The organism is Streptomyces rimosus, from assembly GCF_008704655.1.
GTDB lineage: Bacteria > Actinomycetota > Actinomycetes > Streptomycetales > Streptomycetaceae > Streptomyces > Streptomyces rimosus.
The window spans coordinates 5,492,998-5,512,994 of record NZ_CP023688.1; the positions used below are offsets into that span (position 1 = coordinate 5,492,998).

General features: G+C 72.0%; 16 protein-coding genes. 5 read left to right on the plus strand and 11 right to left on the minus strand.

The features are described from left to right. Window positions 1-3 precede the first annotated feature (3 nt). The gene (locus CP984_RS23810; protein WP_003979587.1) at window positions 4-1,152 is read left to right on the plus strand and encodes a MerR family transcriptional regulator; all 1,149 of its coding nucleotides are present in this window, start codon (window positions 4-6) and stop codon (window positions 1,150-1,152) included. Here CP984_RS23810 and CP984_RS23815 read toward each other — a convergent pair. From CP984_RS23815 to CP984_RS23825, 3 genes are all read right to left on the minus strand, one after another. Then, window positions 1,136-2,341 (minus strand): NAD(P)/FAD-dependent oxidoreductase, encoded by a 1,206-nt coding sequence (locus CP984_RS23815; RefSeq protein ID WP_003979588.1) that lies wholly within the window; start codon window positions 2,339-2,341, stop codon window positions 1,136-1,138. The two genes, CP984_RS23810 and CP984_RS23815, sit on opposite strands and share 17 nt — an antisense overlap. Before the next feature lie 49 nt (window positions 2,342-2,390). Next, window positions 2,391-3,212 (minus strand): sulfite exporter TauE/SafE family protein, encoded by an 822-nt coding sequence (locus CP984_RS23820; RefSeq protein WP_003979589.1) that lies wholly within the window; start codon window positions 3,210-3,212, stop codon window positions 2,391-2,393. A 154-nt stretch (window positions 3,213-3,366) separates the two neighbouring features. Further along, the gene (locus CP984_RS23825; RefSeq protein WP_003979590.1) at window positions 3,367-4,152 is read right to left on the minus strand and encodes a GntR family transcriptional regulator; all 786 of its coding nucleotides are present in this window, start codon (window positions 4,150-4,152) and stop codon (window positions 3,367-3,369) included. Window positions 4,153-4,472: 320 nt separating this feature from the next. Here CP984_RS23825 and CP984_RS23830 point away from each other — a divergent pair, with 320 nt between their 5' ends. Next, window positions 4,473-5,900: an MBL fold metallo-hydrolase gene (locus CP984_RS23830; protein ID WP_003979591.1), complete on the plus strand. Its 1,428-nt coding sequence runs from the start codon at window positions 4,473-4,475 to the stop codon at window positions 5,898-5,900. 23 nt (window positions 5,901-5,923) lie between these two features. Here the strand turns inward: CP984_RS23830 and CP984_RS23835 are convergent, their stop codons facing one another. Next, entirely contained in the window at window positions 5,924-7,324 is a 1,401-nt protein-coding gene (locus CP984_RS23835; RefSeq protein WP_226048694.1) for an MFS transporter, read from the minus strand. 400 nt (window positions 7,325-7,724) lie between these two features. Here CP984_RS23835 and CP984_RS23840 point away from each other — a divergent pair, with 400 nt between their 5' ends. Beyond that, window positions 7,725-8,252 carry an AMP-binding protein gene (locus tag CP984_RS23840; protein ID WP_078575455.1) on the plus strand — a complete coding sequence of 176 codons (528 nt, stop codon included), beginning with the start codon at window positions 7,725-7,727 and terminating at the stop codon, window positions 8,250-8,252. A 606-nt stretch (window positions 8,253-8,858) separates the two neighbouring features. On the opposite strand, the gene CP984_RS23845 is transcribed toward CP984_RS23840, so the two are convergent. Both CP984_RS23845 and CP984_RS23850 read right to left on the minus strand, forming a co-directional pair. Then, window positions 8,859-9,305 carry a MarR family winged helix-turn-helix transcriptional regulator gene (locus CP984_RS23845; RefSeq protein ID WP_003979594.1) on the minus strand — a complete coding sequence of 149 codons (447 nt, stop codon included), beginning with the start codon at window positions 9,303-9,305 and terminating at the stop codon, window positions 8,859-8,861. Window positions 9,306-9,382: 77 nt separating this feature from the next. Next, window positions 9,383-10,093 carry a DJ-1/PfpI family protein gene (locus tag CP984_RS23850; protein WP_003979595.1) on the minus strand — a complete coding sequence of 237 codons (711 nt, stop codon included), beginning with the start codon at window positions 10,091-10,093 and terminating at the stop codon, window positions 9,383-9,385. A 493-nt stretch (window positions 10,094-10,586) separates the two neighbouring features. On the opposite strand from CP984_RS23850, the gene CP984_RS23855 reads away from it, so the two are divergent. Next, entirely contained in the window at window positions 10,587-10,811 is a 225-nt protein-coding gene (locus CP984_RS23855) for a hypothetical protein (protein ID WP_003979596.1), read from the plus strand. A 43-nt stretch (window positions 10,812-10,854) separates the two neighbouring features. Here CP984_RS23855 and mscL read toward each other — a convergent pair whose 3' ends face one another. The 5 genes from mscL to CP984_RS23885 all read right to left on the minus strand — a co-directional run bounded on the left by mscL (window position 10,855) and on the right by CP984_RS23885 (window position 16,791). Then, a complete protein-coding gene (gene mscL / locus CP984_RS23860) occupies window positions 10,855-11,361 on the minus strand; it encodes a large conductance mechanosensitive channel protein MscL (protein ID WP_030184156.1) in 507 nt (168 codons plus the stop codon). Window positions 11,362-12,210: 849 nt separating this feature from the next. Then, complete coding sequence (locus CP984_RS23870; RefSeq protein WP_003979598.1) at window positions 12,211-13,044, minus strand: S-methyl-5'-thioadenosine phosphorylase; 834 nt, start codon at window positions 13,042-13,044, stop codon at window positions 12,211-12,213. A 154-nt stretch (window positions 13,045-13,198) separates the two neighbouring features. Then, the gene (locus tag CP984_RS23875) at window positions 13,199-13,534 is read right to left on the minus strand and encodes an FmdB family zinc ribbon protein (protein ID WP_003979599.1); all 336 of its coding nucleotides are present in this window, start codon (window positions 13,532-13,534) and stop codon (window positions 13,199-13,201) included. Window positions 13,535-13,603: 69 nt separating this feature from the next. Further along, the gene (locus CP984_RS23880) at window positions 13,604-14,824 is read right to left on the minus strand and encodes an MFS transporter (RefSeq protein WP_100246471.1); all 1,221 of its coding nucleotides are present in this window, start codon (window positions 14,822-14,824) and stop codon (window positions 13,604-13,606) included. A gap of 395 nt (window positions 14,825-15,219) precedes the next feature. Next, window positions 15,220-16,791 (minus strand): potassium/proton antiporter, encoded by a 1,572-nt coding sequence (locus tag CP984_RS23885; protein WP_003979601.1) that lies wholly within the window; start codon window positions 16,789-16,791, stop codon window positions 15,220-15,222. Window positions 16,792-17,066: 275 nt separating this feature from the next. Here CP984_RS23885 and CP984_RS23890 point away from each other — a divergent pair, with 275 nt between their 5' ends. Further along, window positions 17,067-19,928: a penicillin acylase family protein gene (locus tag CP984_RS23890; RefSeq protein WP_003979602.1), complete on the plus strand. Its 2,862-nt coding sequence runs from the start codon at window positions 17,067-17,069 to the stop codon at window positions 19,926-19,928. Window positions 19,929-19,997 lie beyond the last annotated feature (69 nt).

Below are 19,997 nucleotides of genomic sequence, written 5' to 3' on the forward strand. Positions count from 1 at the left end.
ACGGTGGACCGGGAACCGGGTGGGGAACTGCTGAGCATCGGGGCGTTCGCCAGGGCCTCGCGGCTCTCGCCGAAGGCGTTGCGTCTGTACGACGAGCTGGGGCTGCTGCCGCCCGCGCAGGTCGATCCCGTCAACGGCTACCGGCGTTACCGGGTCGCCCAGTTGGAGCGGGCCCGGCTGGTCGCCTGGCTGCGGCAGCTCGGTATGCCGCTGGCCCGTATCCGGGACGTGTGCGGGCTGCCACCGGGGCCGGCCGCCGACGCGGTGGCGGCGTACTGGGCGCGGACCGAGGCCGACACCGCCGCCCGCCGCGAGCTGGCCGCCTTCCTCGTCAACCATCTGAGCGGGAAGGACACGGCCATGGAGACGGACACGGGGCGGACACCGGCAGGGGAGCCGCGGGCGCGGCGCCGGCTGGAGATCCGTTACGCGGCGCTGTCGGACACCGGGCTGGTACGGGAGAGCAACCAGGACACGGCGTACGCGGGGGAGCGGCTGCTCGCCGTGGCCGACGGGTTCGGCGGGGCCGGGGCCTCCGCCGGGGCCGCGGCCGTCGAGGCCCTGCGCCGCCTGGAGAACCTCGACGGCGGGGCGCTGCGGCCCGGCGACCTCCTCAACACGCTGGCGGACGCGGCTCGGGAGGCGAACCGGTCGGTGGGGGAGGCGGTGGCGGCCGAGGGGGAGACGGGGGCCTGTACCGCCGGTACGACACTGACCGCCCTGCTCTGGACCGGCTCCCACCTGGCCCTCGTCCACGTGGGCGACTCGCGTGCGTACCTGCTGCGCGACGGCGCGCTGTTCCAGATCACGCACGACCACACCCACGTACAGTCGCTTGTCGAGGAAGGGCGGCTGACCCCTGAGGAGGCCGAGTCGCATCCGCAACGTGCGCTCCTTGCACGGGCCCTGGGCAGCGGCGCCGACTGGGAGCCGGAGGTGGGGCTGCGCGAAGCGCGCCCCGGCGACCGCTACCTGCTGTGCTCCGACGGCCTGTCTGCGGTGGTGCCCTCCGACGCCGTACAGGACGCCCTGGCCGGGGCACCGGACCCCGGCCAGGGCGTACGGGACCTGGTGGCGCTGGCCCATCAGGCCGGTGCGCCGGACAACGTGAGCTGTGTGGTGGCGGACGTGTCGCTCAGGCCAGGCCCTTGAGCATCCCCTTGAAGTACAGCTGCGGCAGCCCGTACCGCTTCAGGAACCACATGTCCGTCCGCTCCTTCGTCGTGTCGATGAAGGGGATGGACGGCGCGGGCTCCAGGTCGTAGTCGAACTCGGCCAGCAGCATCTTGTGGCGGGCGGTGACCAGCGGGCAGGAGGTGTAGCCGTCGTAGCGGGCGGTGGCGGGCCGCCCGCGCAGCCCGGCCCGCAGATTGGCGGCGACGACCGGGGCCTGCTTGCGGATCGCGGCGCCCGTCTTGGACGTCGGCAGGTTGGCCACGTCGCCGATCGCGTACACCTCGGGGAAGTCCGGGTTCTGGAGCGTCGCCCGGTCGGCCTTGGCGTAACCGAAGGGCGAGGCCGGGTCGGCGAGCGGGCTGTCCGCCACCCACTGCGGCGCGCGCTGCGGCGGTACGGCGTGCAGCAGGTCGTAGTGGACCGTCTCCTTCTCGCCGGTCGCGTGATCGACGATCTCCGCCTCCCGCGCGGCGCCGTCCACCTGCGTCAGCTCCGACTGGAGGCGCACCTCGATGCCGTAGCGCCGCGCCGTCTCCTCCAGCGCCCGGTTGAAGACCGGCACCTTGAACATGGCGGGCTCGGGCAGCACCAGGATCGTACGGATACGGCCCAGCACCCCGCGCTTGCGCCAGTAGTCGGCGGCGAGATACGCGATCTTCTGCGGCGCGCCGCCGCACTTCACCGGCCCGGACGGCATCGTGAACAGCGCCGTGCCGCGCTTGGTGCGCCGGATGAAGTCCCAGGTCAGCGGCGCCAGATCGGGCCGGTAATTGCTGGAGACACCGCCGTGGCCGAGGGCCTGCGCAAGCCCCGGTATGCCGTCCCAGTCCAGGCTGAGCCCGGGGGCGAGCACCAGCCGGTCGTACGAGATCGTCCGCCCCGACGCGGTGCCGACCGTCCGCGCGGCGGGGTCGACCGAGGCGGCGGACTCGCGCAGCCAGCGCACCCCGGGCGGCATGACCTCCGCCTCCGTGCGCAGCGCGGCCCGCAGCGGCGCCTGGCCGCCGCCGACCAGCGTCCACAGCGGCTGGTACCAGTGCGTCTCGGAGGGCTCCAGCACCGCGATGTCGCGCAGTCCGGCGCGGCGCAGGCGGGCGGCGACGGTGATGCCCGCGGTACCGCCGCCGATGATGACGACCTGGTGGTGCGACGAGGCGGGGGTCATGGGGTGTTTCCTCCTGGGGTCGGAGTGGGATCGGGGTGTGTCCGGGGACTCATAAGCGGGGGATGCTGGTGACGGCCATCGATATGGCGAGCACGGTGACCAGCGACGCGAACGCCGTGGACAGGGCCTGTGGCCGTACCCGTGCGGCCAGCCGGTTGCCCAGCCAGCTGCCGAGCGCGGCGCAGGCGGCGAAGGAGGCCAGCAGCGGCCAGTCCAGACCGCCCGCACCGGCCCGGGTGCCGAAGGCCGTCACCGAGTTGACGAGGATGACGAGGAGGGACGTACCGACGGCGACCGGCATCTCCAGACCGAGGACGAGCGTCAGCGCCGGTACGACGACGAACCCGCCGCCGACACCGAAGAAGCCGGTCAGCAGGCCGACGGCGGTGGCGGTCGCGCCGATGCGCAGGGCCGAGACGAGGCGGGCGGTGAGGGCCGGGGATGCGGCTGGGGTGCGCTGGGGCGCCTGCCCCGGCTCGTCCCGCCCGGCCGGGCGCGCCTTCTCCCGCTCGCGCCAGGTCCGTACGAGCATCGCGGCCGCCACCGCGAGCATCAGCCCGGCGAACGCCGTCATCAGGACCGTCGGGTCCAGCGCCGCGCTCCAGCGCGAGCCCAGGAACGTACCGGCGGTGCCCAGCCCGCCGAAGGCCGCGCCCGCCGCCCAGCGGACCCGTCCCGCGCGGGCGTGACAGGCCAGGCCGGAGGCCGCGCCGATACCGACCACGACGAGCGCGCCCGCCGTGGCCTCGTGCGGTGACTGGTGCAGCAGGTAGACCAGCGCCGGTACGGCGAGGATCGACCCGCCGCCGCCGAGCGCGCCCAGCAGCAGACCGATGACCAGCCCGCAGGGCAGTGCCGTTATGGCTAGCAAGGGTCCGGTGCCTGACGGGGCGTCGGGGCGGTCGTCGCGTTGGGCGGCTGCGCCGGGGTGGCCGTGTGGGACGGCAGCGACGGGCTGGCCGCGCAGGGCGGCTGTGCCGGCGCTATCGGGCCCGGTGCCGGTGGTTGCGGCTCGCGCCCCGTTCTCATGACGGACACGATGCCCGGGGCGCGAGTTCGACCGCCCGGCTGTCGCTGGTCCACTCGGCGACGAAGGCGAAGCGGTCGCCGCGTACGACGGTCTCGCGCCACTCCACCGGCCGCTCCCCGGACCGGCCCAGCCGCTCGATCGCGAACGCGGGCTCGCGGTCGGCCAGCCCCAGCAGCCACGCCTGCCGGATGTCCGGCAGGAAGGGGTGGATGCGCTCGCGGCCGCCGGTGACCTTCACCCCGCAGCGCTGCTGCAGCTCCCCGTACAGGGAGGTGTGCCGGAAGTCGGCGTCGAGCAGCGGCTCGGCCACCTCGGCGGGCAGATACGTGGTGTCGTGGGCCAGCGGCTCGCCGTCCGCCAGCCGCAGCCGCTCCAGGACGATCAGCGGCGCGTCCGGTACGAGACCGAGCTGGTCGGCGATCGGTCCGTCCGCCGTCCGCTCCAGCCGCAGCACCTCGCTGCGCTGCTCCACGCCCTGGCCCTCCAGCTCGCGGAAGAGGCTGTAGAGCGAACCGAGCGGCTGCTGTATGCGCCGGGTGTTCAGGCGGCTGGCCCGCCCCCGCTCGGCGATCACCAGCCCGTCCGCGCGCAGCTTGCGCAGCGCCTCGCGGACGGTGTGCCGGCTGACCTCGTACTCCCCGGTCAGCCGGTGCTCGGCCGGGAACTCCTCGGTGAACTCGCCCGCTTCCATGCGGCGCCGCAGGTCTTCGGAGAGCTGGGCCCACAGGGGAAGCGGTGAGCGCCGGTCCAGGGGACGCGGGCCCGGGGGATGTGCGGTCATGAAGTCGCCTCCGAGCGGGTACGGGCTGTACGGGCGGACCGTACGGACGGGCGGTACGCGGACGGGTCCCGCGTACGGAGCCCTCGTACGGTACGGGCGGGGCCGGACTGCACCGGCGTGGCGCCTCCCGGGCCTTGCGTTGTTCTTCGTCTTCCCTTGTCTTCCACTGCCGGGCCGGGAGCCCGGCCGGTGCGTCCGGCTGGTGTCGAACTTGTCGGCAGTGGCTTGGTCTGCCTAATGTACGTACATCCGTGCATCCGCACAACAACCCCCCGCGGGGTCCGCGGTTCGGCGGGCCCGCAGGACCACGGAGGTCGACCGTGCACTTCGCGCAGTACTACCTCGACTGCCTCTCCCAGGCGTCGTACCTGATCGGCGACGAGACCACCGGACGCGCGGTCCTCGTCGACCCACGCCGCGACATCGACGACTACCTGCGCGACGCGGAAGCGGCCGGACTGCGCATCGAGCTGATCATCGAGACCCACTTCCACGCCGACTTCCTCTCCGGACACCTGGAACTGGCCCGCGCCACCGGCGCCACCATCGCCTTCGGCGAGGCCGCGGAGACGGGCTACCCGATACGGCGGCTGCGGGACGGGGAGCGGATATTCCTGGGGGTGGACGCGGCGGCCGACGGGGCTGGCGGGGTCGCTACGGCTGATGGGGCCGCTCCGGCTGCGCCCTCCGGCGTCACGCTCACCGTCCTGGCCACCCCCGGCCACACTCCGGAGTCGATCTGTATCGTCGTCCACGAACAGCCGGACGCGCCCGAGCCGTACGGCGTACTGACCGGCGACACCCTCTTCGTCGGCGACGTGGGCCGCCCCGACCTGCTCGCCGCGACCGGTCTGACGCCGGAGGAGATGGCGGGACGGCTCCACCGCTCCCTGCACGACAAGCTGCTCACCCTGCCCGATGCCACCCGCGTCTTCCCGGCGCACGGCGCGGGCTCGGCCTGCGGGCGCAACCTCTCCACCGAAACCACCTCCACCATCGGCGAACAGCGCCGCTACAACTACGCGCTCCAGCCCATGCCGGAGGACGAGTTCGTCCGCCTGGTCACCGCCGGGCAGCCCGCCACCCCCGGCTACTTCGCGCACGACGCGGCCCTCAACCGCGACGGCCACCCTCTCCTGGACACCGCCCCGCCGGCCGCCCTCACCCTCGACGCGGCGCTGGCCGCCTGCCGCGACGCGGGCGCCGTCCTCCTGGACAGCCGCCCCCTCGCCGCGTACACGGAGGCGCACTTCACCGGCTCGCTGCACACCAGCCTGGACACCCGGTTCGCCGAGTACGCGGGCAGCGTGGTGGAGCCCGGCACGCCGATCGTCCTGATCAGCGACCCGGGTACGGAGTCCGAGGCGCGTCTGCGTCTGGCCCGCATCGGGTACGACCACGTCCTCGGCCACGTACCGGACCCGGCCGCCGAACTCGTCCGACACCCCGACCTGGTGACGCGTACCCACCGCCTGGCCGCCGGCGAAGCGCCGCCCGGCGACGCTCAGCTGATCGACGTCCGCAACCCGTCCGAGTACGCGGCCGGCGCCCTCCCCAACGCCGTCAACCTCCCCCTCGCCACCCTCCCCACCAGCTGCGCGACCCTGGACCCGGGCCGCCCGGTCGTCCTCTACTGCCGCAGCGGCAGCCGATCGGTCATCGCCGCGGCTCTGCTGGAGGCCCGGGGGTTCCGGGATGTGCGGGACATCGTCGGGGGGTATGAGGGGGCTGTTTCGGCTTGCGGGTGAGGGGCCCTACGGGTGAGGGGGCCCTACGGGTGGGGGGTGGTTGCCCTCCGGGTGGGGTCGGTTGTCCTGCGGGTGGGGCCGGGTGCCCTGCGGAGGGCGGTGGTTGCCCTGCGGGCGAGCAGGGCGAGGCATGCTGTTGCGCACCCGGCCGCGGCTCCGAACAGCGCGGCGCCCGGGGCGGTTCCCGCGGGGGTCAGCCCCAGCCCGGCCGTCACGGTGATCGCGCACTTGGTCAGCCCGGACGCCTCGCCCGCGCGGTCCGGGGGGACGACGGCCTGGGTGGCGGTCAGCACGAGGGCGCCCGCCATACCGAGGGCCGCGGCGGCCATGGTGGCGACGGGGAGAAGTACCAGCGAGGGGCCGCCGCCCACCATCAGTACCGGAACCGGCGCCGTGCCGAACGGTGCCGGTTCCAGCGCCGCCAGCGCTCCCAATGCCGCGCCCGCGATGCCGAGGCAGGCGGCCATCGTGCGCTCGGCGGCGTGCGGCGGCACCCGCCCGGCGACCGGCCCGGCCGCGGCCATCGCCACCGCCGGTACGAGGAACGCGGTCCCCGCGCCCAGTACGGACATCCCCAGCGTCTCCTGAAGCATCAGCGGGACCACGAACAGCAGCACCACGGTCGCCGCGTTGGCCACGGCACCGGCCGAAGTGAGTGCTACGTACGGCCCGTTACGGAACAGCGCGAGGTCGATGACCGGCGCGCGCGACCGGCGCTCGGTCCGTACGAACAGCGCCCCGAGCACCAGTGCGCCCGCAGCCCAAGCGCCGGCGTGCCACCACGTCCCCGCGCTCTCCACGGCCACCGCCAGACAGGCGGGCACCCCGGTCCCCAGGACCAGCGCGCCCCAGCCCCGCCGGCCCATCCCCTCCCTCCGGCCTTCCCGGGCACTCCTCCCGTCCCCGGACCTCGGCGCCCGCCGGGCGCACAGCATCGCCGCCCCGCACAGCGGCACATTGGCCCAGAACACGGCCCGCCAGGACAGGGCATCGGCCAGCGCCCCGCCCACGAAGGGTCCGCAAGCCGTGGCCAGACCGGCCAGCCCCAGGGCGTGCCCGGTCGCGAGGCGCGCCCGCCCCGGCGGGAAGGAACGTGTCAGCAGGGCCAGCCCCACCGGCATGACCAACGCACCACCCGCCCCCTGCGCCACACGGGCCACCACCAGAAACGGCAACGACGGCGTCAGTGCGCATGCCGCCGACGCGCCCCCGAAGAGCGCCAGCCCCAGTACCAGCAGCCGCCGCCTCCCGAACACATCGGCCAGCCGCCCCGCGGCGGGCATCAACGCTCCGGCCGCCAGCAGATACGCACTGATCACCCACGGGCCCGCGGCCGCCGAGGCATGCAGGTCCCGGCGGATCACCGGCAGCGCCATGTTCAGCGCAAAGGCATCCAGCTGCACACAGAACCCACCGATCGCCACGGCCACCACAGCCCACAACCCACGACCGCGCTCACCACGTCGCTGACCACTTCGCTCACTCATCCGGCACACCGGCCCATCTCTCGCGTACGGAAGAAGAAGGTGAGGCTGGGGATTGGGTGTGCCGGAGAGGGGGCAAGGACGTACGGGGAAAGGGCGATCGCGAGGGTGCTCACGAGCGCTCGCGAGTCCTGCGTCCCCGACGAGGTCTTACGGACCCGCCGCCTATGCGGTCTTACGGGCCCGTCGCCCAAGGGCACGAGAAGCGACGCCGCCCTGGGGCGCCGCGAGAGCGGTTCGCACATCGTGCGCCGCGCGGGCCGTCCGTACGGGACGGCCGGCCGATGCCGTACAGCGGACGTTCAGCGATCGTTGATCCTTGATCTTCATGCTGGTCCGCATGTTGCGCAGTGTGACCTCCGAGCATGCAGAAACGACCCGGGTACCGCAAGAGCCCCCGGCGTCCCCGTCCCCGATAGCCCTCACCTGGCACGGCGAGCCGGGACGTCACGAGGAGCTGACCCACACCATGCTCATGGGCCAGGCCAAACGGGCCGCGGCGGCGCTGGCCCGGCTCGGGGTGCGGGCCGGCGACCCGGTGGCGGTCCACCTGCCGCTGGTACCGGAGTCCGTGATCGTCACACTCGCCTGCGGCCGCCTCGACGCCGTGCGCACGACACTGCCGGTCTACCTCACCGTGCCGGAACTCGCCGCCCGCACCCGGGAGTCCGGCGCCAAGGTGATCGTCACGGCGGACGCCGCGTTCTGGGACGGCGCGGTACGACCGGTCAAGCCCGTACTGGACCGCGCCCTGCGACACAACTGCCCGCAGGTACGGTCCGTACTGGTCGTGAACCGCACCAGCCGCCCGGTCTCCTGGACGGCGGGCCGCGACCACTGGTGGCACGAGGCGCTGGCCGCTCGCTGAGGGTGGCATGGGCACGGGGGTCTGCGGGCCCTGCGGGCTCTGTGGGCCTTTGTGCGAGCGGGTTGGCTTTGGTGGTGGCGTTCGGCGCTTGCCGGGCTTGGATGGGTGCTGCGTTTGGCTCTTGCTGTGCCGGAGGCGTGCTGTGTCAGGTCCGCGCCGCGCTTGGATGCGTGCTGTGTCAGGTCCGCGCTGTGCCCGGACGCGCCGCGCCTGGCTCTCGCCGCGCCCGGATGCGTGCGCCAGGTTCTCGCCGCGCCCGGTTGCGCGCTGTGTCAGGTCCGCGCCGCGCCCGGTTTTGCGCTGCGCCAGGTTCCCGCTGTGCCCGGAGCTGCTCTCCGCCAGGCTCTCGCTGTGGCAGGGCCGCGCCTGCTGTCTTCGCGTCGTGCCTGCCGCCCAGTCGCGTCTACTACGCCTCGGGGCCTACGGCTCCTCAGGGCCGACGGCTCCTCAGGTCCTACGGTTCTTCCGCGCCTACGGGTCTTCCGCGGCTGCCGACCCACTACCCCGCTTGGAGCCCGTGCCCCTGTCGCCCGCGCGTGCCGCCCCGCCGAGCCGGTTCTTAGTGCTTGGCTGCGGCAGCGGGCCCGCTCGCCGCATCCCGCGCCTTCAGCCCCGCCTCGCGGTGTCCGCCGGGCCCGGCGCGGCCCGGCGGAGAACAGCGCTCAGCACCTTTTCCTCCTCGGCGCCCAGCCTCTCGGCGAACGCGCGGTCCCGCAGAGCGATCACGCGCCGCGCCTCGTTCAGGAGCTGTTCGCCGGTCTCGGTCAGCTCCAGGTTCGCGCGCCGCCCCTGACCGGAGAGGTTGCTGCGTACCGCGCCCTGCTCCTGCAGCATGAGGATGGTGGCGCGCATGCTCTGGGTCGTGATTCCGGCGCGCCGGGCCAGGTCGCTGTAGGACAGCTCGGGGTTGCCGGCGATGTGGCCGAGCGCTCCCAACTGACGCAGCGACAGGCCGATGGCGGAGAGATCCGACTCCAGCTCGCGTTGCAGCTGCCGCCCGGCGGCGATCATCAACATCACTGTCGACGAGGGCATCTCGGGCGCTGTGCTCACTGCGGCTCTCCTTGACGGCGTGCGCGACGGCCGGAATCGTCCCCCTAGTTTCGCAGGCGGCGGCCGTAGACGTACGGTCAGGCCGATTCGGTACGTATGCCGAGCCGCCGTGCCGCCCGCCCGGCCACCTTCCCGAAGTCGGCGCTCATGGGAGCGGCCGAGGCGAGAATCTCTTTGGTCAGCTCGGGCCCGGCGAGCTCCGGGGTGCCCACACCGAACAGGGGCCGCGGCGCGTACTCCATCATGAGCTCGGACCTGCGCGCGACATCGTCGCCGAAGAACACCTGGATCAGCCGCAGCCCGACCTCGAAACTGCCGGTCGCCGGGCCGGAGGTGATCCGGTTGCGGTCCTCCACGACGTTGCCGCGCTCCGGTATCGCCCCGAAGGCCGCGAGGTGCTCGTGCACCTGGAAGTTGGTCGTCGCGCGGTAGCCGCGCAGCAGCCCCGCCGCCCCCATCAGCAGCGACCCCACGCACACGCCCGCTATCCAGCCCGCCCGGCTTCCCCGGTCGGCGAGGAAAGCGAGGACTTCCTCGTCCTCGAAGATCTCCGCCGGCACGGCTCCCGCGAACAGCACATCGAGGTCCGCGGGGCAGTCCTCGAACGTGGTCGTCGCCCGGGTGGGGAAGTGCGGCATGCCGGCGATCTCGTCGCGGTTCTTCCAGACGAGGTGCAGGTTCACGTCCGGCAGCATGCCCATGGCCGTGTGGAACCCGATGATGTCGACCGGCATATAGCCGGGGCAGACCAGGATGGCGATCTCAAGCTTGCGGCGCTCGGATGTCATGACAGACCCCTTCTCGACGAAACTTGCAGCCAAGCTAACAGCCTGGCTGTAAGTTCCTCGTGAGGGGAGGCCGGACCCGGCCGATGCGGCCCAGCACCTGCCGGACCGGCTCGGCGAGCGCGGCGACCCGGTCGAGGCGGCCGGGAACGCGCCGCGCCTGTGCGCCGGGGTCGCCCGCCCCGCGCCGTCCGCCCAGCGGACCATCGCGGAAGACGAGCCGCCGGCCACCCGTAGCGCCGGAGCGCCACCGCCGTCCGCCGGTACGGTCCAGATGAGCTCGCGGCTGCGGTGCTGGTCGCGGGCCGTTGGGACGGACGGGACCGACCTGGGCGGCGGCACGCTAAGGGTTCCGACTCCAACCCGGACGCGGGCCCGGGAGCGGGCCCCAATCCAGACCCGAACCCGAACCCGGGCCCGAACCCGGACCCGGCCCCGGGCGGGGACCCAAACCCGGACGCGGGCCCCTCCGCTTCGGCGGCCGTACCCTGGAGGGGTGAGTACCACCCCTGAATCCCGGCCCGAGGCCGATGCGGAGCAGGCCGCGGAGTCCGCACGCCCGGCGCGGGCGGAGGCGCTGGCGGCGTTGATCTTTGATGATCCGCTGAGCCGGCCGTCGTCGGACGACACCGACCGTGGCTGGGGCGAGCGTCCGGGCGGCAACGACAGCGCTGCCGACCTGGCGCGCTTTCTCGACGAAAAACCGCCCCACCACCTCTGACCGAGGCGCCGGGGCGGCTTCCCCGTGCCGGGGGCGGGGCCCCTTACTGCTGCGTCTTCTGCGGGACCACCGAGCCCGCGCCACCACTGGGCGACCCGTTCGCCGAGCCGTTGCGCTGTGCGATGAGCGCGTCGCGGATCTCCGTCAGCAGCTCGACCTCGGTCGGGGCGGCCGGGGCGTTGTCCACCGGCTTCTTGGCGTCCTGGCGTGCCTTCCACTTGTTCATCGGCAGGATCATGAGGAAGTACACGACCGCGGCGGTGATCAGGAAGGTCAGGACGGCGCTGAGGACCGAACCCCACAGGATGTAGATGCCGTCGGTGTAGTCGCCCGTCTTGGCGTCCGTGTGGCAGGTGGTCAGGCAGGCCTTGTAGTGGTCCAGGTTCTGCGAGCCCAGGGCGCCGACGATCGGGTTGATGACGCCCTTGACCACGGTGTTCACGATGTTCGTGAACGCGGCTCCGACCACGACCGCCACGGCGAGCTCGATCACGTTGCCGCGCATCAGGAATTCCTTGAATCCCGCGAACACGCCCGTCTTCTGGCTCACCTGACAGCCTCTTTCCACACTCACTACGACTTGTGCAACGAACAGCACCGCAACCTACGGCAGGGCAGGGCGCGGCTGTCCAATCCCATGACCTGAACCGGTGAGCGGACAGAGCGTCCGTACGGATCGGCGCCGCGTTGTTCCGGTCGGCCGGGGAAGAGCCTTCCCGCCGGCACGCCAAACGCACCCCGCCACTTTCGCCAGTGTGGCGCGCATATCGGGCAAAGGCCACTCGATCTTTCCTCGGCGCGGTCCGAGGGGCGGTCGGCATCCTCATGACCGCTCCCCTCCGGGACGCGCGCCCGGTGTCGCGTCCGGTGCCGCTCCCGGCGTCGGCGCGGCGCAGGCGCCCGCAATCCCCGAGGCGCGTCCTTCGCCGCTCTGGTGGGCCGTCGCGGCCAGGGCCGCGGCCGTCATCGCCAGTCCCGCCGTCAGGGTCCGTCGTCGCCGTCGCACCGCGCGCCGCAGCCGGTGGCGTCCGCCGCGGGCCCGTACGGGAGCGAAGTGGGCAACCTCACAGGGCGGGGGAAGGGGGAGTGGAGGGGTGGGGACGAGGGGCGGGGAGAGGGTGGGGAAGGTGTGGAGGGAGGGGGGCTGGGACACGGTGACCACCGCCTGCGGTGCCGGAATCGGTGCGGACGAGCCCCACCGTGCCGGACTTCGCCGAAGCCCGCTCGGCCTTGTGGACGGCCGGACCCGTTACCCGCGGGTTGTGGAAAAACCGCTCACCCGCCCGAGTGCCGAGGCCCAAGCCCCGGCCCAGGCTCAGGCATGACTGCGCCCGCCCCCACCTCAGTCCCGACCCGCCTCACCCCAGGTCCGGCTCCCGACCGAGCCGATCCCGGCCCCTCAAGGCAACCGAATCCCCAGCTCCCACCCCTCATGCGCGCCCCCACAACCACAGACCCGCCCCGACGTCGCCGGCAGCGCGCCCACCGCGTCGAACAGCACCTCGCGCAGCCGGCCGACGTTCCGGCCGAAGACCTCCAGTACCTCCGCGTGGGAGACGCCCTGGCCCGCCTCCGTACCCGCGTCCAGGTCCGTGACCAGCGTCAGTGACGTGTAGCAGAGGCCCAGTTCGCGGGCCAGGACCGCTTCCGGGTGGCCGGTCATGCCGACCACCGACCAGCCCTGCGCCGCGTGCCACCGGGACTCCGCGCGGGTCGAGAAGCGCGGCCCCTCGACGACCACGAGGGTGCCGCCGTCCACCGGCTCCCACGCGCGCCCCCGGGCCGCGGCGATCACCGTCTGCCGCCCGGCCGGGCAGTACGGATCGGCGAACGGCACGTGCACCACGTTCGGCACGCTGCCGTCCGGCAGTGGCGTCCCGTCGAAGTACGTCTGTTCCCTGGCCTTCGTACGGTCCACGAGCTGGTCCGGGACGAGCAGCGTTCCCGGCCCGTACTCCGCGCGCAGTCCGCCGACCGCGCACGGGCCGAGCACCTGCCGTACGCCGACCGAACGCAGCGCCCACAGGTTGGCGCGGTAGTTGATGCGGTGCGGCGGCAGGTGGTGCCGGCGGCCGTGCCGGGGCATGAAGGCGACCGTGCGCCCGGCCACCTCGCCGAGGAAGAGCGAGTCGCTCGGGGCGCCGTAGGGAGTGTCGACCGTGATCTCGGTCACGTCGTCGAGGAAGGAGTAGAAGCCGGACCCGCCTATGACACCGATCTCCGCGTCAGCCATGCGGCCACAGTAATCGGGGGAGGGGACGGCGAGGAGGGGGCCTGGAGGGCGGTCCCAGGCGCCCTACGCGCCTCAGGTGCGCCGAAAGCCCCGCCGTCCATGAGGCCATGGACGGCGGGGCTTCCGCGAAGACTTGCCGGGCGCGAAGCGCCGCTCAGGCAGCCGACGTGCTGGGCGTCGAGCTGGAGCCCGACGAGCTCGAAGAGCCGCTGGACGACTTCGACTCGCTGCCCGAGGACGACGAGGAACCCGAGGTCGACGAGGAACTCGTCGAGGACGAGGAGGACGACGCGGGGCTGCTGCTGGACGACGAGCCGCGGCTGTCGTTCCGGTAGAACCCGGAGCCCTTGAACACGATGCCGACCGCGGAGAACACCTTCTTCAGACGTCCCTGGCAGGCGGGGCACTCGGTGAGCGCATCGTCGGTGAACTTCTGCACCGCCTCAAGGCCCTCGCCGCACGCGGTGCACTGATACTGGTAGGTCGGCACTGTGACTTCCTCCTGGCACTCTCACTCGATGAGTGCTAACGACGCTCCATAGTGCAGTATTCCGGCCCGTCAGTCCACTGTTGCCGGGGTTCGGTGACCGACCCCACGTCCGACCACCCGGGTTTCGGAGCGCGGCACCAGGTGTCCCCGAAACACCGCCAGCACCACCAGCGCCAGTCCCGTACCGCACAGCGGCACCAGGAATCCGGCATGCGGACCGAAGTGGTCCGCCATCAGGCCGGCGACCGTGGACGCCGCCGCCTGACCGAGACCGACCGCGCCGGTCAGCCACGTGAACGCCTCGGTACGGGCCGCGGCGGGGACCAGGGAGTCGATCAGCGTGTAGCCGGTGATCAGCGCCGGCGCGATGCACAGGCCCACCAGGAGGCCCACCACACCCATCAGGGGCGCCACGGCCACCGCCCACAGCGGGGTGGTCATCAGCACCAGCAGCGCGTACGCGACCAGCAGGCGGCGCCGGGGGCCGACCTTCCAGGCGATCGCGCCGCAGACGATGCCGGCGAGCATGTTGCCCGCCGCGAAGACGCCGTACAGCAGGCCGTTGATGCCGGGCTGCCCGATGTCCTCGGTGAAGGCCGTGAGGGAGACCTGCATGCCGCCGAAGACCGTGCCGATACCGAAGAGGGCCGCGATCAGGACCCGCAGGCCCGGCACCGACAGCGCGGACACGCGCTTGGCGGAGCTGTCGGCGGACCGGTGGACCGGCGGCTGGCTGCGCCGCTGCGCCGCGAAGAGCAGGCCGCCGCCCAGCGTCAGGGCGCCCTCGGCGATCAGGCCGGCCGCCGGGTGGATGCCGGTGCACAGCGCGGTCGCCAGCACCGAGCCGATGACGAAGGTGAACTCGTCGGTGACCGACTCGAAGGCGGTGGACGTCGGCATCAGAGGAGTGCCGGTCAGCTTGGCCGCCCACCGGGAGCGCACCATCGGGCCGATCTGCGGCGTCGAGGCGCCGGTCGGTACGGCGATGACCAGCAGCGCCCACAGCGGGGCGTGCGAGAGCGCCAGCGTGATCATCGCGGTGACCGCCGCGGCGTGCACCAGTACGCCGGGCACGAGCACCGCGCGCTGCCCGAAGCGGTCCGCCAGCTTGCCGCTCTGCGGCGCGAACAGCGCCATCGAGACGCCGGTCACCGCGGAGACGACACCGGCGGTGCCGTACGAGCCGGTGGTGTGCTGGACGAGGAGCAGGATGCTGAACGTCAGCATCGCGAAGGGCTGACGGGCCAGGAAACCCGGCAGCAGGAACGCCCACGCGCCGGGGGTGCGCAGCAGCTGCCCGTAACCGGGGCGGGCTTCCTTGACCGGAGTCTGCTGGGCAGGGGTGGTCGTGTCCTGGGTCGTCTCGCCCCGGGTCCCCTTGCCCGAGTTGTCCTTGACCGCGGATGCCACGGCCGAGCCTTTCTGCCGCCTGGTAGCGCGCTGCCCGCGAGATTGTCACGGGGTGCGCGCCGAGAGCTGTCCTCTCGCGCTGGACCGAGTGATACCGCGTGGTCCGCACCTGGAAGAGGTGGCTGCGTGTGGCAGGGGACCGCGGCCGCCGAGCGGTCGCGCCAGCTCTGCGTCAGGCAGAGTTGGTTCCTTTGATTGCCATGCCATAGTACAGGCCGATACGCGGGAAGCCCTGGTATCGACCAGGGCTTCCCGTTGCTTTCCCGCCGCCTCGCTCACCGTGCCGGTGTATGCGGCGGCCGCCCTCCGGCCCTGCCGTCCGGATGCTTGCCGGGCTTGCCGGACTTCCCCGGCGGCCGTTCGCCGGACCGGTCGCCCGGCCGTACTCCCGGCTTCTTGACGGGCCGCCGCCCGCCGGGCGTGCCCGGCGCCAGCCAGCCGGCCAGCTTGCCGTGCCGGGAGACCGCCCGGAGCCGGTTCTCGACCGCGTCCCGCACCGGGTCCGTGGCCACGACCAGCAGGTCGTCCCCGCGCCGCAGCACGGTCGTCGGCGACGGTACGAAGCTGGTCCCGTCCCGTACGACGAGGGTGACCGCGGCGCCCGGCGGCAGCCGCAGCTCGCTGATCTCCACGCCGTGCATCCGCGACTTGGGGGCGATCGTGGTGGACAGCAGATGGCCGCGCAGCCGCTCCAGCGGCGCCGACTCGATCCCCAGATCCGCGGCCTCCTCGTCGTCCCCCAGGCGCAGCTTCCTGGCCAGCCAGGGCAGCGTCGGGCCCTGGATGAGCGTATAGACCACGACCAGGATGAAGACGATGTTGAAGACCCGGTCGCTGCCGGGCACGCCGCCCACCATGGGGATGGTGGCCAGCACGATCGGTACGGCACCGCGCAGTCCGGCCCAGGAGAGCAGCGCCTTTTCGCGCCACGGCACCTTGAAGGGGAGCAGCCCCAGGAAGACCGAGGTGGGCCGGGCCACGATCGTCAGGATCAGGCCGATGATCAGGGCCGGTACGGCGTCGTCGTACAGCGCGTGTGGCGTGACCAGGAGGCCGAGCAGCACGAACATGCCGATCTGGCCGATCCAGCCGAGTCCTTCGGCGAAGCCGCGGGTGGCGGCCGAGTGCGGCAGTTTCGCGTTGCCGAGGACCAGCGCGGCCAGGTAGACCGCGAGGAACCCGGAGCCGTGCGCCAGCGCGCCGGCCGCGTAGGCGGAGACGGCGATGGCCATCACCGCGATCGGGTACAGACCGGAGGCGGGCAGCGCCACGTGCCGCATGCCGTACGCGCCCAGCCAGCCGACGGCCAGGCCGATGGCCGCGCCGATCGCCAGCTCCAGCGCGATCTCGCCGATGAGGACGTACCAGTGGTCCACCGGTCCCGCGGTGGAGAAGGCCACGACGAGGATCACGACGGGGGCGTCGTTGAAGCCGGACTCGGCCTCCAGGACACCGGTCAGCCGGGCGGGCAGCGGCACGTTGCGCAGTACGGAGAAGACCGCCGCCGCGTCCGTGGAGGACACCACGGCGCCAATCAGCAGCGCCTGACGCCAGTCCAGGCCGACGAGGTAGTGCGCCCCGGCCGCGGTGACCCCCACGCTCACCGCGACGCCGAACGTCGACAGCACCGCGGCTCTGGGCAGCGCCGGTTTGATCTCTTTCCACTTCGTGCCGAGGCCGCCCTCGGCCAGGATCACCACCAGCGCGGTGTAGCCCAGTATCTGGGTCAGTTCGGCGTTGTCGAAGACGACGCCGCCGAAGCCGTCCTGCCCTATGGCGATGCCTATGCCCAGATAGATGAGGAGGCTGGGCAGCCCGCTCCGGGAGGAGACGCGGACCGCGGCCACCGCGACCAGCAGGACGAGGGCGCAGATCAGCAGGAGTTCGTTGAGGTGGTCGACAGTCAGGAGCTGGTCCTTCCTCGTGGCGGGCCGGATCGGGCACGGGGGTCGGGCACAGGGGTGGAGCGGTCGGTCTTTCCTTACTGTATCTAGTTACTGAGACTAACAATTTACCATTGCTTGAATCTTCGAGGTGCCGGCGGCTACACCGCGTAGGGCTCGGCGGACCCGTGCGCCTATGGTTGCTCCAGCACTCCCACCCTGCCCCTCGAAGGACAGAGATGCCCGCCAACAAGTCCGCCCCCGCCCCTGACAAGGCTGTGAAGAAACCCAAGAAGAAGGGGCGGCGCGGCCGCCTCGTCGCGATCACGGTCGTGCTTCTGCTCGTGGCGGGCATCGGCTACGGCGCGTACTGGGGCGTCAGCACCGTCCGCGCCTCGTACCCGCAGACCACCGGTTCACTGAAGCTGGCCGGCTTGAGCGCCCCCGTCGACGTCTCGCGCGACGCCAACGGCATCCCGCAGATCTACGCCGACACCGACGAGGACCTCTTCCGCGCCCAAGGCTTCGTACAGGCCCAGGACCGCTTCTGGGAGATGGACGTACGCCGTCACATGACGGCCGGCCGCCTCTCCGAGATGTTCGGCCAGAGCCAGGTCGACACCGACGCCTTCCTCAGGACGCTCGGCTGGCACGACGTCGCCCAGCGGGAGTTCGACACCAAGCTCTCCCCGCAGACGAAGAAGTACCTCCAGGCGTACGCCGACGGCGTCAACGCCTATCTCAAGGACCACGAGGGCTCGGCGCTCTCCCTGGAGTACGCGGCGCTCGGCTTCCAGAACGACTACAAGCCCGGCAAGTGGACCCCGGTCGACTCGGTGGCCTGGCTCAAGGCCATGGCCTGGGACCTGCGCGGCAACATGCAGGAGGAGATCGACCGCGCCCTGCTCACCAGCCGCTTCAGCCAGACCCAGATCGACCAGCTCTACCCGAAGTACCCGGCCCAGCGGAACAAGCCGATCGTCGAGGGCGGCGCGGTCAACCCGGCCACCAAGGAGTTCGACCCCAAGGCCACCCCGAGCGGCAACGCGCAGTCGCCGAACGGCTCGGGTACGAACACGGGTAACGGTGCCGGTACGGGCAACGGCGCCGGTACGGGTAATGGCACGGGCAACGGCACCGGCACGGGTACGGGCACCAACCCCGGCACCGGAACCAACTCCGCCTCCGCCGCCACCCAGGGCCTGAAGTCCCAGCTCTCCTCCGTCTCCAAGTCCCTGGAGAAGATCCCGGCGCTGCTCGGCCCCAACGGCAACGGCATCGGGTCCAACTCCTGGGTCGTCTCCGGGGCGCACACCACCACCGGCAAGCCGCTGCTGGCCAACGACCCGCACCTGGCCCCCCAGATGCCGTCGCTCTGGTACCAGATGGGCCTGCACTGCCGCACCACCAGTGCGAAGTGCAACTACGACGTGGCCGGCTACACCTTCTCCGGCATGCCCGGCGTGGTCATCGGCCACAACCAGGACATCTCCTGGGGCATGACCAACCTCGGCGCCGATGTCACCGACCTGTACCTGGAGAAGATCAACTCCAACGGGTACCTGTTCAAGGACAAGCTGGAGCCCTTCAAGACCCGCAAGGAGACCATCAAGGTCGCCGGCGGCGCGAGCCGTGAGATCACGGTCCGCTCCACCAACAACGGCCCGCTGATCTCCGACCGCGACGACGAGATGACCCGGGTCGGCAAGCAGGCCCCGGTCGGCAACGCGGCGCCGGACCGCGGCGACGGCTACGGCGTCTCGCTGCGCTGGACCGCCCTGGACCCGGGCCGCTCCATGGACGCGGTCTTCGAGCTGAACCGCGCCAAGAACTGGACGGACTTCCGCAAGGCCGCCGCGCACTTCGAGGTGCCGTCGCAGAACCTGATCTACGCCGACACCAAGGGCAACATCGGCTACCAGGCGCCGGGCCGGATCCCGATGCGCGGCAAGGGCTACGACGGCACGCTGCCCGCCCCCGGCTGGGACCCGAAGGCCCAGTGGACCGGCGACGTGCCCCAGTCGGCGCTGCCCAACGAGTACAACCCGGCGCGCGGCTACATCGTCACCGCCAACCAGGCCGTCATCGACCCGGACAAGTACCCGTACCTGCTGACCAAGGACTGGGGCTACGGCGCCCGCAGCCAGCGGATCAACGACCTCATCCAGTCGAAGATCAAGGACGGCGGCAAGGTCTCCACCGACGACATGCAGACCATGCAGAAGGACAACAGCAGCGAGATCGCCAAGCTGCTGACGCCCTACCTGCTGAAGATCGACGTCAACGACGCGTACGTCCGCGAGGCGCAGAAGCTGCTGGAGGGCTGGGACTACACCCAGGAGCCCGACTCGGCGGCGGCCGCGTACTTCAACGCGGTCTGGCGCAACACCCTCAAGCTGGCCTTCGGCAACAAGATGCCCAAGGAACTGCGGGTCAAGGGCCAGTGCCTCAACGTCCGCGCGGCCAACGACACCGGCCCGGTCGACGACCAGGACAAGCTGGTGCGCGAGTGCGGCGAGCGGGATCCCGACCAGGCGCAGCCGGACGGCGGCGACCGCTGGTTCGAGGTCGTGCGGTCCATCCTGGAGGACCCGAAGAACGACTGGTGGAAGACCGAGTCCCGGCCCGGCCGCGTCCTCGACGCCAACCGCGACCAGCTCCTCCGGCACGCCATGAAGGACGCGCGCTACGAGCTGACCAGCAAGCTCGGCAAGAATGTCGACAACTGGAGCTGGGGCCGCCTGCACCAGATGACCCTGAAGAACCAGACCCTGGGCACCAGCGGCCCGGGCCTGCTCCAGGGCCTGTTCAACCGCGGCCCCTGGAACATGGGCGGCGGCGAGGCGGCCGTCGACGCCACCGGCTGGAACGCGGCCGGCGGCTACGGCGTCACCTGGGTCCCGTCCATGCGGATGGTCGTCAACCTGGCCGACTTGGACAAGTCGCGCTGGATCAACCTGACCGGCGCCTCCGGCCACGCGTACAACGCGCACTACTACGACCAGACGGACAAGTGGGCCAAGGGCGAACTGCTCCCGTGGGCCTTCTCCCAGCAGGCGGTGAAGGCGGCGGCCAAGGACACGCTGACGCTGTCGCCGTGACGGACCCCGTGACGGGGTGCTGACCTCGTAGGCCGGGCGGGCTCGAAGATCTTCGGGCCCGCCCGGTGG

What these genes read in the sequence shown, in the direction of transcription:
- CP984_RS23815 (WP_003979588.1), bottom strand. Translation starts at nt 2,341, where the DNA reads ATGACCCCCGCCTCGTCGCACCACCAGGTCGTCATCATCGGCGGCGGT.
- CP984_RS23825 (WP_003979590.1), bottom strand. Translation starts at nt 4,152, where the DNA reads ATGACCGCACATCCCCCGGGCCCGCGTCCCCTGGACCGGCGCTCACCG.
- CP984_RS23840 (WP_078575455.1), top strand. Translation starts at nt 7,725, where the DNA reads ATGTTGCGCAGTGTGACCTCCGAGCATGCAGAAACGACCCGGGTACCG.
- CP984_RS23850 (WP_003979595.1), bottom strand. Translation starts at nt 10,093, where the DNA reads ATGACATCCGAGCGCCGCAAGCTTGAGATCGCCATCCTGGTCTGCCCC.
- CP984_RS23870 (WP_003979598.1), bottom strand. Translation starts at nt 13,044, where the DNA reads ATGGCTGACGCGGAGATCGGTGTCATAGGCGGGTCCGGCTTCTACTCC.
- CP984_RS23890 (WP_003979602.1), top strand. Translation starts at nt 17,067, where the DNA reads ATGCCCGCCAACAAGTCCGCCCCCGCCCCTGACAAGGCTGTGAAGAAA.